The organism is Wolbachia endosymbiont of Tribolium confusum (genome assembly GCF_020405475.1).
In the GTDB taxonomy this organism is placed as follows: Bacteria; Pseudomonadota; Alphaproteobacteria; order Rickettsiales; family Anaplasmataceae; genus Wolbachia.
Genome location: NZ_JAIZNT010000006.1, coordinates 56,962 through 73,155 on the forward strand (window position 1 = coordinate 56,962; position 16,194 = coordinate 73,155).

14 protein-coding genes, 2 tRNA genes and 3 pseudogenes are annotated in these 16,194 nt (G+C 33.5%); 11 read left to right on the forward strand and 8 right to left on the reverse strand.

Translation table 11 applies throughout. The annotated features are described in order from the left end of the window. Positions 1–3: 3 nt before the first annotated feature. Together yajC and LEM02_RS04675 are read right to left on the reverse strand one after the other, a co-directional pair. Positions 4–417 carry a preprotein translocase subunit YajC gene (yajC, locus tag LEM02_RS04670; RefSeq protein WP_226080108.1) on the reverse strand — a complete coding sequence of 138 codons (414 nt, stop codon included), beginning with the start codon at positions 415–417 and terminating at the stop codon, positions 4–6. Positions 418–547: 130 nt separating this feature from the next. Continuing rightward, positions 548–624 (reverse strand) — tRNA-Asp (locus tag LEM02_RS04675). 181 nt (positions 625–805) lie between these two features. On the opposite strand from LEM02_RS04675, the pseudogene rpsB reads away from it, so the two are divergent. The 5 genes and pseudogenes from rpsB to LEM02_RS04700 all read left to right on the forward strand — a co-directional run. Beyond that, a pseudogene (rpsB, locus tag LEM02_RS04680) lies at positions 806–1,513 on the forward strand (30S ribosomal protein S2); the annotation flags it as partial. Between the two features lie 104 nt (positions 1,514–1,617). Continuing rightward, on the forward strand, positions 1,618–2,463 hold the full coding sequence (tsf, locus tag LEM02_RS04685) for a translation elongation factor Ts (RefSeq protein WP_108784350.1): 846 nt from the start codon (positions 1,618–1,620) through the stop codon (positions 2,461–2,463). After that, positions 2,447–3,190, forward strand: coding sequence for a UMP kinase (pyrH, locus tag LEM02_RS04690; protein ID WP_226080109.1), 744 nt, complete (start codon positions 2,447–2,449; stop codon positions 3,188–3,190). Before tsf ends, pyrH begins: the two co-directional genes overlap by 17 nt. Positions 3,191–3,197: 7 nt before the next feature. Continuing rightward, positions 3,198–3,755, forward strand: a complete 558-nt coding sequence (gene frr, locus LEM02_RS04695; protein WP_017532537.1) for a ribosome recycling factor — start codon at positions 3,198–3,200, stop codon at positions 3,753–3,755. Between the two features lie 193 nt (positions 3,756–3,948). After that, entirely contained in the window at positions 3,949–4,965 is a 1,017-nt protein-coding gene (locus LEM02_RS04700) for a substrate-binding domain-containing protein (protein ID WP_135352867.1), read from the forward strand. 102 nt (positions 4,966–5,067) lie between these two features. Here LEM02_RS04700 and LEM02_RS04705 read toward each other — a convergent pair whose 3' ends face one another. Continuing rightward, complete coding sequence (locus tag LEM02_RS04705) at positions 5,068–6,036, reverse strand: hypothetical protein (protein ID WP_226080110.1); 969 nt, start codon at positions 6,034–6,036, stop codon at positions 5,068–5,070. 124 nt (positions 6,037–6,160) lie between these two features. Here LEM02_RS04705 and LEM02_RS04710 point away from each other — a divergent pair, with 124 nt between their 5' ends. After that, complete coding sequence (locus LEM02_RS04710; RefSeq protein ID WP_226080111.1) at positions 6,161–7,618, forward strand: TrkH family potassium uptake protein; 1,458 nt, start codon at positions 6,161–6,163, stop codon at positions 7,616–7,618. A 71-nt stretch (positions 7,619–7,689) separates the two neighbouring features. Continuing rightward, complete coding sequence (gene dcd, locus LEM02_RS04715; protein WP_226080114.1) at positions 7,690–8,247, forward strand: dCTP deaminase; 558 nt, start codon at positions 7,690–7,692, stop codon at positions 8,245–8,247. A gap of 3 nt (positions 8,248–8,250) precedes the next feature. Here the strand turns inward: dcd and LEM02_RS04720 are convergent, their stop codons facing one another. The 5 genes and pseudogenes from LEM02_RS04720 to LEM02_RS04735 form a co-directional block, all read right to left on the reverse strand. After that, the gene (locus tag LEM02_RS04720) at positions 8,251–8,907 is read right to left on the reverse strand and encodes a hypothetical protein (protein ID WP_226080116.1); all 657 of its coding nucleotides are present in this window, start codon (positions 8,905–8,907) and stop codon (positions 8,251–8,253) included. Positions 8,908–9,227: 320 nt separating this feature from the next. Then, positions 9,228–9,356, reverse strand: a pseudogene (locus LEM02_RS06715) (Rpn family recombination-promoting nuclease/putative transposase); the annotation flags it as partial. Next, on the reverse strand, positions 9,353–10,900 hold the full coding sequence (gene ltrA / locus LEM02_RS04725; protein ID WP_226080118.1) for a group II intron reverse transcriptase/maturase: 1,548 nt from the start codon (positions 10,898–10,900) through the stop codon (positions 9,353–9,355). The pseudogene LEM02_RS06715 and the gene ltrA, both read right to left, overlap by 4 nt. Before the next feature lie 777 nt (positions 10,901–11,677). Then, positions 11,678–12,018 (reverse strand): annotated as a pseudogene (locus LEM02_RS04730) (transposase); the annotation flags it as partial. A 15-nt stretch (positions 12,019–12,033) separates the two neighbouring features. Further along, positions 12,034–13,269, reverse strand: a complete 1,236-nt coding sequence (locus LEM02_RS04735) for a metallophosphoesterase family protein (RefSeq protein ID WP_369409599.1) — start codon at positions 13,267–13,269, stop codon at positions 12,034–12,036. Between the two features lie 189 nt (positions 13,270–13,458). On the opposite strand from LEM02_RS04735, the gene LEM02_RS04740 reads away from it, so the two are divergent. The 4 genes from LEM02_RS04740 (at position 13,459) to virB9 (ending at position 16,183) form a co-directional block, all read left to right on the forward strand. Beyond that, positions 13,459–13,546: transfer RNA gene (locus tag LEM02_RS04740), tRNA-Leu, on the forward strand. Positions 13,547–13,566: 20 nt separating this feature from the next. Further along, positions 13,567–14,652, forward strand: a complete 1,086-nt coding sequence (locus LEM02_RS04745; protein WP_226080122.1) for a GTP cyclohydrolase II — start codon at positions 13,567–13,569, stop codon at positions 14,650–14,652. Between the two features lie 72 nt (positions 14,653–14,724). Beyond that, positions 14,725–15,405, forward strand: coding sequence for a VirB8 family type IV secretion system protein (locus tag LEM02_RS04750; RefSeq protein WP_007302609.1), 681 nt, complete (start codon positions 14,725–14,727; stop codon positions 15,403–15,405). Continuing rightward, positions 15,392–16,183: a P-type conjugative transfer protein VirB9 gene (virB9, locus tag LEM02_RS04755; RefSeq protein ID WP_226080125.1), complete on the forward strand. Its 792-nt coding sequence runs from the start codon at positions 15,392–15,394 to the stop codon at positions 16,181–16,183. The genes LEM02_RS04750 and virB9 overlap by 14 nt, the downstream gene beginning before the upstream one ends. The last annotated feature ends 11 nt before the right edge of the window (positions 16,184–16,194 follow it).

A 16,194-nucleotide genomic window follows, 5' to 3' on the forward strand; every position in this document is an offset into this window, starting at 1 on the left:
AAATTATGAAGCATTTTTGTCTTTTTTACTTTCTTCTAGTTTATTTTTCTTGCCATTCTTTTCAACTTTGCTTTTTTCAATAGATTTAGCTACTGGCTTTTGAATTTCTTTATTTAAGATTTCAGATATAGCAGACTTTAGGATTTTTATTTCAATTTTTGGTGCTATTTCTAGTATTAGTTGTGCATTTACTTCGTCAATTTTGTTTACTTCACCCATTATTCCACTAGAAGTAATAACCGTATCACCACGTTTTATTTGATCTATCATCCTTCTATGTTCTTTTAGTTTTTTGTGATTGGGGCGAATAATGAGAAAATAAAATACTACAAATATTAAAATGAGTGGAATAAAGCTAGCAACAGATGCTGATACATTGTTAGTCGCATCTGCCGCAAAAACCTCAGAAATGAACATATTTAATCCCAATTATTAACGATAAAATTAAATAGATTAAGCAGCAATTACAATATCATGTCAAGTCTCTGAAAGAAATTAATTCAAATTAATAAGAAACTTAAAGAATTTTAAGGTGTTTCTGCTGTAATGGCGGGAGTGATGAGACTTGAACTCACGACCTCATGCGTGACAGGCATGCGCTCTAACCAACTGAGCTACACCCCCCATTGCTTTTTAACGTTTGCAACCTTAAAGCTAATCAACGTGTTGCCACTTGTCAATATTTTTTGTTTGCGCTTTTTTGTCTTTTTTATTACTATGTAAATAACTTAATTTCACACATGGCTTATGCAAGTAGTCCCGTTAGGGTTATGCCATGGAGGATAAACTATTTGGAGGAGTAAATATGACAAATTTGCCTAAAGTCACTATACGTGATTTAGCTGAATCTGGTGTGCATTTTGGCCATAAAGTTAGTCGCTGGAATGCGAAAATGGCACCATATATATATGGTATACATCAACAGAATCGTATACACATAATAGACTTACGAAAAACATTACCATTGTTAGAGGCGGCGATGAAAGCTTTATACGATGTTGCATCTCAAGATGGTCGCATTTTATTTGTTGGTACGAAATTTCAAGCTTTAGATATTGTTGCAAGTGAAGCAGTTCGTTGTGGTCAGTATTATGTAAATGATCGATGGCTTGGTGGTATGCTTACTAATTGGAACACTGTTTCTTCTTCGATAAAAACTTTGATACAATATGAGAAAATATCCAATGATGAAGATAGCATCTTAACAAAAAAAGAATTAGGAAACATTGAAAAGAAAAGAAAAAAGCTTGATAAAGAATTGGGTGGAATTAGAGAAATGGGAGCAGTTCCTGATATTTTATTTATTATTGATACTAACAAAGAGCATATAGCGGTTAAAGAGGCTAAAAAACTGGGTATTCCTGTAGTTGGAGTACTTGATACCAATTCTGACCCAGATGGTATTGCTTATCCTATACCAGGAAATGATGATTCAAGAAAATCAATAGAGCTCTATTGTAAATTAGTTGCTGATTCTATATTAGCTGGAATAGAGTCTAGTTTGACAAGGTCTTGAGTTAAGGATGATGAGCTTATTCAAGAAAAAGAAGAGGATATTGTGCAAACTAAAAAGAAGCGTATTAAGGTTGAAACAGAAAGGGAGGTAATAGTAAGTAAATGAAGATGGATTCAAGTAGTATAAGGGAATTACGCGATAGAACAGGGCTTGGCTTAAGCGATTGTAAGAAAGCGTTAGAAGAGTGTGATGGTGATATTAAGAAAGCCGTTGATAGGTTACGTACAATAGGATTTGCTAAAGCTGACAAAAAGTCTGATAGAGTAGCTTCGGATGGGCTTATTGCTATGTGCTTGGCTAAAAATTATGGTGTATTGGTTAAAGTCAATTGTGAAACTGATTTTGTTGCTAGAAATGAGAAGTTCATAGCATTAGTTTCAAATTTAGCATCAATTGCTTGTCAAGAACGTTGTACTAGTCTTGATGAGTTAAAAAATGCCAAATATGAAGATGTTGGTACAGTGCAGGAAGCTATTATGAGTGGTACATCGGTTCTTGGTGAGAAGTTAGAGTTAAGCAATCTTTGCTACCTAGAGACTAAGGATGGGATTATTGCTGGCTATGTACATGGTGATATGCATGGCTTAGGTAAGATTGGTGCTTTAGTAGCATTGCAATCATCTGGTGATAAACAAGAGATTGGAAAGCAAATAGCTATGCATGTAGTTGCTATGAAACCTGAAGCTTTATCTATAGATGATTTAGATCAAGAAAAATTAAACAATGAGCGTTCTATAATTGAGGAGCAAGTAAAGAGCTTAAATAAACCTGAAGAGGTAGCGAAAAAAATAGTAGATGGACGAATGGCTAAATACTATGAAGAAGTTGTTCTGCTAGAGCAGAAGTTTATAAAAGATGATAAAATGAAGATTGCTGATTTTATAGAATCAAGTGCTGTTAAATTAGCTAATTATAAGTTACTTACTTTGGATGGTGCAAATAAGTAACAAAACTTCAGAAATAAAATACCCCAGAGTGTTATTCAAAATCTCTGGGGAGGCTTTGATGGGATCAAAGCTATTTGGCCATGATATGGAAGTTATAGATAAACTATCCAAAGACATAGTTGAAGTTTGTAATCTCGGAGTTCAAGTTTGTATTGTTGTTGGTGGTGGAAATATTTTTCGTGGTGCATCAGCATCTTTAAGTGGCTGTGAAAGAGCAAGCAGTGATTATATTGGAATGCTTGGCACTGTCATTAATGCTTTAATTTTGCAAAATTTTTTAGAAAAAAGCTCTATAGTCTCTAGGGTATTGTCTGCTATACCCATGACTACTATATGTGAGCCTTATATAAGAAGGAAGGCTATTCATCATTTAGAGAAAGGTAGAGTGGTCATTTTTGCAGCAGGCACAGGTAACCCATTTTTTACTACAGATACAGCTGCAGCTTTACGTGCTGTTGAAATGAATTGTGATGTTATTTTAAAAGGTACTCAAGTAAGTGGTGTATATTCTGCCGATCCAAAAAAAAATGAGAATGCTGTGATGTATGATAGGCTTTCTTATACAGATCTGCTAACTCGTGATTTAAAAGTTATGGATGCATCAGCAATTTCACTTGCTCGTGAGAATTCTATCCCAATTGTAGTTTTTTCTTTAAAAAGAGAAAAAATGGTTGATATTATTAAGGGTCAAGGCACTTATACTATAGTTTCAGATTGTAAACATTAGGTAATTTATGTTAAACGAAATAAAAGCTAAAACAAAGGAAAGAATGCTAAAAACTATTCAGTCTTTTCACGATGATATGAAAGGTGTACGTACTGGTAGAGCTAACGCATCATTACTTGATGGTATAGTTGTAAATATCTATGGTGGACATCAAAAACTGAACCAAGTTGCAGGCGTTTCAGCTATAGATAACAAAACTCTATCAGTTAAAGTTTGGGATGCTACTGTTATCGGTGAAGTAAAAAATGCGATAATCAATGCTAACCTGAATTTAAATCCTGTTGTTGAAGGAAATACTATACGTATAGTTCTTCCAGACTTAACACAAGAAACTCGTGAAAAATTAGTGAAATTATTGCATCAATTTTCTGAAAATGCACGAGTTGCAATTAGAAATATACGCAGAGATGTTATGGAAGAAATAGAGGAAATGAAGAAAAATAAGGAAATCTCAGAAGATGATTTTCATGTTGCCAAAAAGGAAATACAAAACATTACTGATGATAATGTAAAAAAAGTCGATGATGACTTATCTATTAAAGAAAAGGATATATTGCATCATTAAGTTAATATGAAAGAATTTTTCAGTATTGAAAAACATAAGAGGATTCGATATAGATACAGTTGTATGAATGCTGTGATTCAGATCTCATCATTACGCACACATTTGATCGTTATACCTTTTGAAATCTAGAAAAAAAGCTTTTCAGTTTGATTTTTTATTACAATAATTAAGTTTATACTCTTGAGTAAAAACGATGCTGAAACGCCTTTTCCTTATTTTTGCATTTGTATTACTCATCCCATTGTCAAATGTTGATGCCAGAAGATATATCAGAATTGTTGGATCTTCAACTGTTTTTCCTTTTATCTCATTTATATCTGAAGAATTCAGCCGTATATTTTCCTTTAAAACTCCAGTTGTAGAATCGATAGGAAGTGGATCAGGGTTCAAAATGTTTTGTTCAGGAATAGGGGAAGGCACACCAGATATCACTACTTCATCTCGCCCTATGAAGGAAGTAGAGAGAGAATTATGTAAAAGAAATAAAGTGAATGAAGTAATAGAGATCATAATTGGCTATGATGGAATTGTTATTGCAAATTCAAATCAAAGCCATAGATTTGATTTTACAAAAAATGACCTGTTTGAAACTTTATCTTCATATTCTGAAGACAATGATAGATTAGTAAAGAATAACAAGAAATTTTGGTCTGATGTAAATCAAGCTCTACCAAAAACAGAAATTAAAATCTATGGTCCACATCAAAATACAGGTACACATGAAACTTTGATTAATTTTATTATGCTTGATCAATATTCATGCATGAACTCAAGGATTTTCAAAGAGAATTATCAAGACCAAGAAAAAAGAAAGAAAGCATGTAGTAATATCAGAGATGATGGAAGATATATAGAAGTTGGAATTAATGAAAACATAATAATACAAAAATTGAAGAGCAATAAAAATGCTTTAGGAATATTTAGCTTCAGCTTTTTAGCGAAAAACCAAGATGAGATTCAAGGAAGCACAATCGCAGGAATTGAGCCAACTTATAAAAATATATCATCGGGGGAGTATATGTTAGCAAGGCCTTTATATCTTTATATAAAGAAAGAACACTTAGATACTGTTGATGGATTAAGGGAATTCATTAGAGAAGTTGTAGACTCTATTAGTACTGAAGGTGGATATTTATCTAGGCTTGGCTTAATTCCACTTTCAAGCGAAAATATGAAAAAAGTTTTGGAAAAGGTTCGTGATATAATATGATGACTTTGATATTTTTTTATTCTGGATACTAGGTTAAAAATAGAACGTTTAAATTTCTTGTTTTTATTGTTATCATGCTTAGATTTCCTAAGAACTTATTTACTACAAAATACAACAAGTTCTATTTATTTGAGAAAGTTGTGCGTCTTGTAGAACAGATTTTGTTGTAGGTTTCTCTGTAGCTATTTCAAGGTTTTCTTCTATGCTTTTTTGTTCTGTGTAATCTTTAACTTCTTGAATGAAATCTTCAAGCCACTTCTCACTACCTATCTTGGCATGTCGTTGTTGCTCACCTTTAAGAAGTTTTATTACAGCTGCATCTTGATTTTCAGGCACTCTTTGATATTTAAGCCGCAAGTCATGAATATCAGGAGGAGCTTTTTTCAAATGAGCTTCAAAGGTTGCTTTTGTGTTTTTTGTACTTTCTTCTTGTTGATCTTGATGGAATTTAAACCAGAAATCGCGAATATCAGAAGAAGCTTTATCCCAAAGAAGTTTAGTAATTTCTTTTATATTTCTCAGATCTTCTTGTTTCAATCTTTTACCATCACATATATATCGTTTATTAAGACCAACTTGCAGAGGATAAAGTAAAAGGGTAGTTTTGCTCTGTGAATGTATAGGTCTATTTAAAATCATTGCTAAATTTGTATCACAATCTTCTAATACTGCTTTAACTTTTTTAACATCTAAATAATCTATTGCTTGACGTAATTTGTGGTGAAGATCACTTGTTCTCTTTAAGTTTTTCACTTTTTGCATATGCGAATCATCACTTCCTTCCTCTTCTTGCATAGCTATATCACACGAAATACTCTCAATTTTTTGCTCCATTTTCTGTATACATTGATTAATTTCCTTTTGATTTTTTTTGAATATAATCAACTGTGAAATGGTACAAGGATTAGGTAGATCGTCTTTAAACTCTTTTTGTATATTACTAGGTAATTCGATTTTCAAAACTTCTTGTATATCGCTATCGTAATTATTTTTTATATTCTCAAAGTTGCCTTGTATAGCTTCACTAATTAATGAATCTCGAATGTTTTTTTGTCTTTCAGTTAATAACATACCTTACCTCTACCTCTTATGGCAAATTTAGCGCTGTAATTATACGTATTTATAATCAAGTCAAGAGAAAAAATTAGCAAAGCGGTTGAAGTTTTAATAACATATAGCTTTCACAGTACTGTCTATGGAAAGTCTGCAAGTTTTACGTTCAATTGCGTTTATTGTGGGAATTTTTCTATTGTTGTTTGGCGTAGCAATGCTTATTCCTGCTATTACTAATAATTATCTAGGTTACGAATGGAAAAATTTTCTGGTTGGATTTATAGTTACCTGCACATTTAGTGCGACTTTTATTCTACTGGGTAAACTAAATAGGGTACATGGAATGTCGGCAATTTTTGCGATTACCAGTTGTACCTGGATTGCATTATCTCTATTTGCAGCTATTCCATTTTATCTTGATAGTTTAAGCTACATTGATGCACTGTTTGAAGCAGTATCTGGGATTACAACCACAGGAGCAACTGTTCTAAGTTACATCGAGCAACAATCTCCGGGGATACTACTGTGGAGAGCAATGCTGCACAGTATAGGTGGTTTTGGAGTAATTACAGTAGGAATTGCAATTTTTCCCATATTTAAGGTTTTGAGCTTAAATAATTTACTCTATTCTGAGTACTCAGATGCTCTTAAAAGAAAGTTACCACATACGCGAAGCGTAGTAATACATATTGCAGAAATATATTACTGCCTAATTTTATTGTGCATATTTTCCTACTATCTAGCTGGCATGCCATTATTTGACGCAGTATGTCACGGAATGTCCGCTGTATCAACTGGTGGATTTGCTAACTATAACGATTCTATAGGCTACTACAATAACCCTATATTGGAGGTCATAACAATTATTTTTATGATTTTAGGCTCTTTACCTTTTCTGAGCTATTTAAAAATTATAAGACGATTAGACGTTTGTTATGATGAACAGGTCTCTTACTTTATTAAGATAGTTGTTATCTCATCTTTGCTTGCTTGTTTTTGGTTATATAAAAATTTTGACTTAGGAGTATTTTTATCATTTAGGTACAGCACATTCACCATTACCTCCTTTATCACATCAACTGGCTATGTAATGTGCAACTACTTGAATTGGAGCTTTATTTCAGTCTTAGCTTTCTTTTTAGCCTTTATTGGTGGATGTGGTGGTTCTGCTAGTGGTGGAATCAAAATCTTCCGTTTAGTCATTTTTCTAAAATCTATAAGGAATTACTTTAGCTCTTTATTAAATCCAAGTGAAAGCGATAGGGTAAAACTCAATGGTAAAATACTGGAAAATGATGAAGTTCAATCCGTCTTTACGTTTTTTGCGATTTACATGTTAACGTTCGCTATATCATCAATAGTGATGTCTTACTTGGGCAATACGGATTTTATAACTAGCATCAGCTCTGTTTCTGCAATGCTTACAAATTCTGGCCCAGGATTTAGTAACCTAATAGGTCCTTCAGGTAATTATTCCTCCTTTAGTGGTGGAGTAAAGCTATTTCTATCGTTTTTGATGCTGCTTGGTAGGCTTGAAATATTGCCAATTTATTTTTGTATAGGTAGTTTATACTGGAAACTTTGCCATTCCAGAGTGTAACGCTAATTCAGGTTTACATTTAAATTCTATTACATATTATTATAAGTATTACAAAACTTTAAAGGACAATTATGGCAGTTATGCCAGATAAATGGATAAGGAAAAAGGCTGAAAACTCTAGAATGATAGAGCCTTTTGTGAATCATAAAAGCAGTAAGGGTGTTGTATCTTTCGGATTATCATCTTATGGCTATGATGCAAGAGTTAGTAATAAGTTTAAGATTTTTACTAATGTTAATTCAGCTATTGTAGACCCCAAGAATTTTTCTGAGAATAGTTTCATAGATAAGGAAACAGATGTATGTATAATTCCACCAAATAGTTTTGTACTTGCCAGCACGGTGGAATATTTTCGTATACCAAGGAATGTACTGGTAATTTGTGTTGGTAAATCAACTTATGCAAGATGTGGTATTATAGTAAACGTCACACCTTTAGAGCCTGGATGGGAAGGTCACGTCACACTTGAATTCTCTAACACTACTCCACTTCCTGCAAAAATTTACGCTAATGAAGGTGCATGCCAGTTTGTGTTTTTAAGCGGCGAAAGTGAATGCGAGAAATCATACGATGATATGAAAGGAAAATATATGAATCAACATGGTATCACTTTGCCGCTGGTGAAATAAGTACTACTTTTGTTGTGAGCTACCAAGTTGTTCTACAGACAATATTCCATTATCGCCAAAGAGTAAAGTGCGTACTGAGTCACTTTGTTTTAGGTTATCAACTGCCCGTTTTCTGCTGCTTCCAATGCGTGTGCTAAAACCACATTGAAGGTCTGTGACACCCTCTTCAATAAGACTACATTGTAAACCAAATCCGGTAGCGTAACCTTCTGTTTTACCAGAAGAAATTATTCCCTTTATAGCTACATTGTGGTTATCTTTAATTGTTCTTACCACTCCTTTACCATCTTCAATATCATCATTTACAATTCCTGCTATAATAGTCCGATCTGTACCTCCTTTCACTGCTCGAGATATTATTTCTGTCCTTGATTCTGTAACGTTCTGCTGTTCCAATTCATCAACTTTTTCTTCAATACGCTTCTTGTACTCTTCATCACTAACTTCTATTGTTTGCTGCTCTATATTTATATTTCCTTGATAAGGAAAACATTTATTAATGCAATAAAGAATAAGCGCAGGTACTAATGAAGTTGCTATATTTGATATGATGAGCGGAATTAAAATTATAGCGGCAGCAATGTAGATGAAGATTTTAGCTGTAAATTTTGCTATTTTAGATAATATGAAGTCGTTTTTTTGAATACTTACTGCATTCAAAAAAAAATAGGTACACGCTACCCATGCTAGTGTAATAGCAGTTGGTATAATAATTGGAATAAGTAAAAAAGCCTCTATCAGCTTTCTTACAGAGCTAGTTGGCTTAATGCTGTCATTATTCAGTGATGCAAAATAATCTTGACCAAGATTGGCAATATGTTTTGCACCAGATAAGACTCGCTCACTATTTTTTTAGATAAGTTAAGTTGCATTTACTTTACCATATTTGTAATCATGCTAGTTATAATAACAATAAATATGATAAAACCAACATAAATCTTTTGCTTCCATGCTTCCTTACTTTTTCTTAGTAATTACTATAGATGGTCAGGTAAGGAAGCAATATTACTACTACTCCCTCCCTTAGAAACGCAGCATACAGGTTTCCCCACACTACGCTTGAGTCCCTTATCTAAGTTCTTCTTTTCTCGAACCGGCTTGTCTTTCATAAATCCTCAGAATACATCAACTTTAGTGGTGACACTAACAGTAGAGAACCTTCTCTTGAAAAGGAGCTTGCTAACATCCTTGTTCGTTTCACTCTCTCATCAAAATACTTTTTCCATTTTAAGTCAAGGGGATTTGCATCCACTCTGATTTTAACATGTCGTCTGATAGGTATATCAATCAGCTTAAGCAGTCTTAAATAACGTATCTCTTTTGGTTTGTTCTTGCATATGGGTGCAGCAAAAACCCATTGGCGTTGACCCATTACTTTGAAGTAACGATTCTTTATCCAACGTAATCCTTTACGAGGATGTCTTTTCTTTGCCCATTTCCATAAACTATGCCAAATTTCATTGTCGATCTTTCTAAACGCTTTTTTAGCACACACATAGTGATAGTAATTTCCCCATCCTCTCAGTAGAGAGTTGAGTGACTTAATTACTATAGCCTGAGTGTTCGCTATATTTGCTTTTATCAATGTACGTGCTTGATTAAGAAGTTTTTTAATACTTTCTTTCGAAGGTTTAATAATTAACTTCTTATTATATCTACGTACATTACAACCAAGAAAGTCAAACCCTGTTGTAATAAATGTAATCTTTGTCTTCTCTTCTGACAGAGCTAGACCTCTCTCATGAAGGAAAGATGATACTAATGGCTTAACTTCATTTTCCAGTAGTTCATGTGTAAAACCTGAAATAATAAAGTCATCTGCGTACCTAATTACATTCACTCCACTTCTGATTTTTCCTCTTCTTTTGCTACCTAATTTACCAAAGCGACTTTCTAATAGCTGTTCAAGACCATCTAAGGTAAAGTTAGCTAGTATTGGAGAAATTATACCTCCTTGCGGAGTGCCAGCAGTTGTGGGATACAAGGTTTTTGACTCTAGGAAACCAGCCTTTAACCAACTATGCAGAATTTTCTTCTCCATAGGAATATGCTTCATAAGCCATTCATGGTTAATGTTGTCAAAGCACCCTTTGATATCACCTTCTAGTATCCATTGTGGTCGATTGCGTCTTGCCAGTAATAAGTGACAAGCAGCAATAGCATCCGCGCAGGATCTTTTAGGTCTAAAGCCATAGGAGTGACGGTCGCTGATCGTTTCAGATACTGGCTCCAGGGCAAACAGATATAATGCTTGCATGGCTCTATCTTTTATCGTTGGTATTCCAAGAGGTCTTCTTTTGCCATTAGATTTACTGATATAAATCCGTTTTAGCGGAGAAGGTTTATATCCTCTTTGCTTTAACTGCTTTATTCCTTGAAATTTAGCATTGCAAGTTGACCATAGTTGACGATCTACACCCGCTGTGTTTTTTCCTTGGTTTTCAGTTACTCTCTTAACAGCCAAAGCTTTTCCGCTAAAAGAGCGTGTGAGAAGATGTTGTAAAGCTTTTACCTTACCCCATCTTCCTTCTTGGACAGCCTTAACAATACGTCTTTGTAGCCTTATAACAACTTTTTGGCACTTCTTCCATGGCAATTGCTTCCATGCTTCGGAGTTGTCGGTAGGTGCACTTACAGCTTTATCTGTAATCATCTGCTTTCCTCCCTTAAGTGGTTAACAAAGTTTCTTGTCACGAGGGACCAAATGGAAGTCTGCTCGTTTTCACGCGAATTAATGTTACAAATTCTATCCATTTCGTTACAAAATGGCATTCGCTTTCTCCATTCTCCTTTACCTGCACTTCCATCAGCATTCCTTGCGGTTTGCTTGCCATGTAGGCGAAAATACAGGCTTACCCTGTTTCTCCAGTCATACAACAGTGGGTTAGGTGGCTTCTCTATACCGGTGGAATTGTTATTTGCGTACATCTAGAAATGAAAAATGTAACTTATCCACATTACCTTTTGGTCAGAGCTTATCAGCATCTTTAGCTCTTTCATCGTATCGGTACTTATAAAGCTTCACTTACGTTCACCATACCACTAAGCCTAGCCCTCCAACCACATGATGCTTGCAGTTTATGCCCCTCTCACGATTGAGCATCTTCTTTTTCAAGAGGAGGTTCATTGTCCGCATCGCTTGGCACCAACCGGTTGCCCGATTCGCACTGATGCATAGACTCAGACGGCAAAACATCTGGTTTAATAAGTTTTATAATCCTTTCAGTTTCTTTCTGAATGAATTCCTCTCCTTTTAAACAATATGACCGAAGACTTTCAGGTCGCACCATTTCTTTATTAATTGATATCCTTTCAAGCCGCTAACACTGATTGCATTTGCCTAGTTACAAAAATAATGTCTGTGCTAAAACATGCTCATATATAGCTCTTTTTCTAATAGTTCGAATAGCTGGATATTCTTTCTGGCTCAATTTTTTATAACAAACCAATGGTTTGATTAAAATCAGGAGAATATGGAGGCAGATATATAACTTCAGCACCGACACTTTTAACAAATTCACTTATTTTCTATGAAAAGTTGCATTATCCAAAATCACCCAGCAAAAAGCTTGAACTAGCTATTAAAAACGTCTGTATCGCAATAGCCTTCAAAAATCATAGGCGCCATAATTTTTCCCTTATTCAAAGCTGCAATCATACTAATACGCTGACTTTTGTATTATCAATTCCAGATTAGTCGATATATACAAGAATTTCAGTGTTTTTTGTTACTATGAGTTTTTTAAGCTCAGCACGTTTTTTCTGCGTCCTTAAATAGTCCTAATTTTAATTTGTTTTAAGTTTAAAGTCTTTCGTTAGGTTTGCAGAATACATTTCCTTATTATCTTGGTTATAGAAAGTAAATTTGTGATCGTCTAAACCTAATATTGCAAAGCCAAAGCCGAAAAAGTTTCTAACTTCGTGTGCTAAGTAATTTCTACTATTTGGATAGTTAAATTCTACGTTTTGATAAACAGGTTCTTGATCTTGAGCGTGTAATAATGCACCGCCGTTTCCAACTATAATCTGATCTGGAACATTATCCATTAATAAAATCTGGGCTATATGAATGTGGCCAGAAACTATGGTAGTAACATTGCTTGGAAATTTATCTCCAAAAGCTTCAATTTGTGTAAGATTACCATGGCTTTTTAATGTCAAAAATTCTTTTTTTGGAGATCTCCAAAGCGGTTTATGAGTCAAAAACCACGTGGGCTTATCTTGTATCAATTTATCAAACTGCCTCTCAAAAGCATCAACTGTGCTTTGGGTTGTAAAAATTTCCTCACCGGATGAAGAGTCGAAGATAAAAAACTTCATCGGCCCAGCATCTAAGAACCAACTGGAAATAAGATCTTCACATTTTTGAGGGAAAAAGGGGTATGAATCTAAATATCTGAACCATCCTTCATAAGCTCTATTACAACTCTCATGATTTCCACGAACAAAAAGAAAAGGAGATTGTGTTAAAATATCTTTTGCAGGCTCAAACCAATCAGCGTACCAAGCTTCTTTGCTATATCCATAAATATCGCCGCACTTTTTTGTGTTTCTACATTTTGTTTGTCTATAATGATAATCACCAACATGGATAATTAAATCTGGTTTATGAAAAGCGATTGAATCTAAATTTTTTTTCAAAGGCCAGCTATCTACAGAATTACATTCTTGCTGAAATAACATATTTATTCTACATCCTGTATCACCAATAAAGGCAATTTTGCTGATCTTTTTTGCTAATACAGGAACCTTTATATTGTCAAGACTAATGTTTTGAGCATTTGTTTCTACTATCAGTTCACAAACTGTTTCGGTATTGTTAATTGAGCTGCGACTTAGCATTTCTACTTCCTTATCATCGACGTAAGCAATGGGACACATGTTATTGTCTATAATTGCACGTATGCTTAATTTATTTTCTGGAATGACTTGGGACCATGTGTATAATATTTGCGCATGGACGAAGTGAAAGCTAATTGTAAGAGAGAGGATTAAAAAAATGAAAATATTAGCTATATTCACTTGTATAAAAACCTAAGTTAAGAATTAGTAGTAATGTTATCTTAAATGATTAAAATTTGTAACCATAAAGTTTATAATTAAATTATACAGGCAATTCCTAAATTATCTTAGTATCAGATTGACACTTTGATGAAAAATCTTAAAATGGTTAAGTAACTTAAAGTAATTATGTAAAAACTAGAATAAAGTGCGGTCGTGGTGGAATTGGTAGACACGCAGCGTTGAGGTCGCTGTGGCTCACAAAGCCTTGGAAGTTCAAGTCTTCTCGACCGCACCAAGTTGTTTGGTGTAGGTGAAATGTTTATAGGAAATCAAAGTGGAAATAAAGTCGAAAGAGCCATCAGCGAAATCAGGCGCGGTCTGCCAATTTTAATATATGATGATGAAAATAACTATCTATTGCTTGCTGCTGCTGAAACTTTAGAAAAAAATTTATTTAGTCGATATAAGCTTATATCAGGTAATGTGTATGTTACTTTGACTGCAAGTAAGGTAAAATACATATGTCAGAGTAAAGAACATAGTAGCAAACGTCTGTTGATAAGCAATTTTGATGAACTGCTCCATTTAATAAACTGTTCAAAGGAAGATTGGGTAAAAGAGTTGCGATGCTCAAAGACAATAGATGCGTATGCTGTTGCCTTGCTTAAGTTCTCAGAATTATTGCCATACGCGTTAGTGGCTGATATGACTTTTGAGAATAAACATGAAATGCGAAATTGGTGTGAAGAAAATGACATTATTGCACTAAATACGTTACTTGTGGATGATTTTCAACAGAATCATAGTGTGTATGAAGTGTGCAAGACATCATTATTTTTAAAACAAACTCAAAAAGTAGATATCATATCTTATAGAACCAAAAGTGGCGGAAGAGAACATTATGCAATTATCATTGGCAATCCAGATAAAGATAATGAGCCGTTAGTGAGAATTCATTCTTCATGCTATACAGGAGACTTATTAGACAGCTTGTCATGTGATTGCAGAAGCCAGTTACATCAAGCGATTCAAATAATGACCGACTTTGGGAATGGCATTATATTATACTTGATGCAAGATGGGAGAGGTATTGGTCTAACTAGTAAGTTAAGAGCATACAGTATGCAAAGAAAATATAATCTTGATACTGTTGATGCAAATAGAGTATTGGGTTTTGAAGATGATGAAAGGAGCTTTGCTGTTGCAGCTAAAATACTTAAGAAATTGAACATTAACAAAATACAATTACTTACAAACAATGGTAGAAAGTTATCAGAGTTGAAAAATAACGGTATAGAAGTTACAAAGTGTATACCACTTATTATGGAACGCAATGAATATAATGATTCATATATGGAAACAAAATTTGGCAAGTTAGGCCATGGATTAAGGGTTTGTTAGCTTTTTTGTTATAACTACTTTGTTAGCTTGCTATGTTCATTAATATAAGTTAAGATTTTTAAGAATATTGAGATGCTGAAATTTTTAAAACAAGAAAAAAGTAATGAGTCATTGGATAAGGATATAAATTGGAATTCAAGTCGCTATAGCACAGTTGTTGCTCAGAGAAATACTTTACTTTTATTTACATTAATATTACTAGTTGCAATTTCTATAAGCATATTAGCTATATTTAAAATTAGCACAAGTAGCACTATTGAGCCATTCGTTATAGAAATTGACAAAAAGTCAGGAATAGTGCAATTGGTTGATCCTGTTACAGTAAAACAATATTCTGCAAATGAAACGCTGAACGATTATTTTATTTCAGAGTATATAAAAGCAAGGGAGGTTTTTGACCCATATAATTATAATTATAATTATTATACAAAAGTAAGGTTGTTTTCTTCGCCTAGTGTATATAGTGAATTTAGCAATTATATAAAATCGCAGAATATGAATGACCTTTTTAATTTATATTCAGATGCTAAAGGTGAGTTGAAAATTCGTTCAATTCAAAAATTAGGTAACGATGCTCTTCAAGTGAGATTTTCTATAGAATTTACACGAAAAGATGGAAATTCCTCAAGGAAAAATAAGATAGTTGTGATGTCGTATAAATATGCATCGCTTGAAATGAATGATCAGCAAAGATATATTAACCCGTTAGGGTTTCAAGTTATTTCATATAGAGTAGATGATGAATATGTGTAGGATATTGTTAGTTTTAGCTTTACTAATAAGTGGCAACTTAAATGCATCTATTAATAATAAACCTATTTCTGTAGATAGTAGAATAAAGACTTTTGTATATAGCCCTAATGAGGTGTTTACAGTAATTTTTAGTCAAGGTTACTATTCTTATATTGAGTTTGCAGAAGGGGAAAAAGTCAAAAATATTGCTGTTGGTGATGCATCAAGTTGGAAAATTAATCCTTATGATAATAAACTGCTTGTCATGCCATTTGAAGTCAGTAGTCGCACTAACATGATTATTACGACAACTAAAAAGAGAAATTACATTTTTGATCTAATTTCAAGACCAAATTACGATAAATACCCAGATGCTGATGCTAAAAAAGTGGATCATGATTATTCCGTCGAAAAGGATATATCTTACGTAATACGTTTTTATTATCCTCAAGAAGAAGATGAATTTGATGTTGATTTAGATGAGGTTTCTTTACCTACTCAAATGCAATACATTACAGAAAAGCCAGAAAAAATAATACAAGAAAATAATACAAGGTACAACTATACATATATTGATGAAGGCAGTAATGTGGATATAGTGCCGATAGAATTATTTGATGATGGTTATTTAACCTATTTAAAGTTTAGAAATAGTGATAAAATTCCTCAGGTTTTTATAGAAGGGAAATCCTGTAAAAGGCTGTTATTAGATGGTTATGTTATAATAAAAGGGGTACATAAAAAGCTATTAATGCGTTATGAAGGTAGTGAAGTTGAAGTTATAAATAGGTCACTTTAGTTGTGGTACAT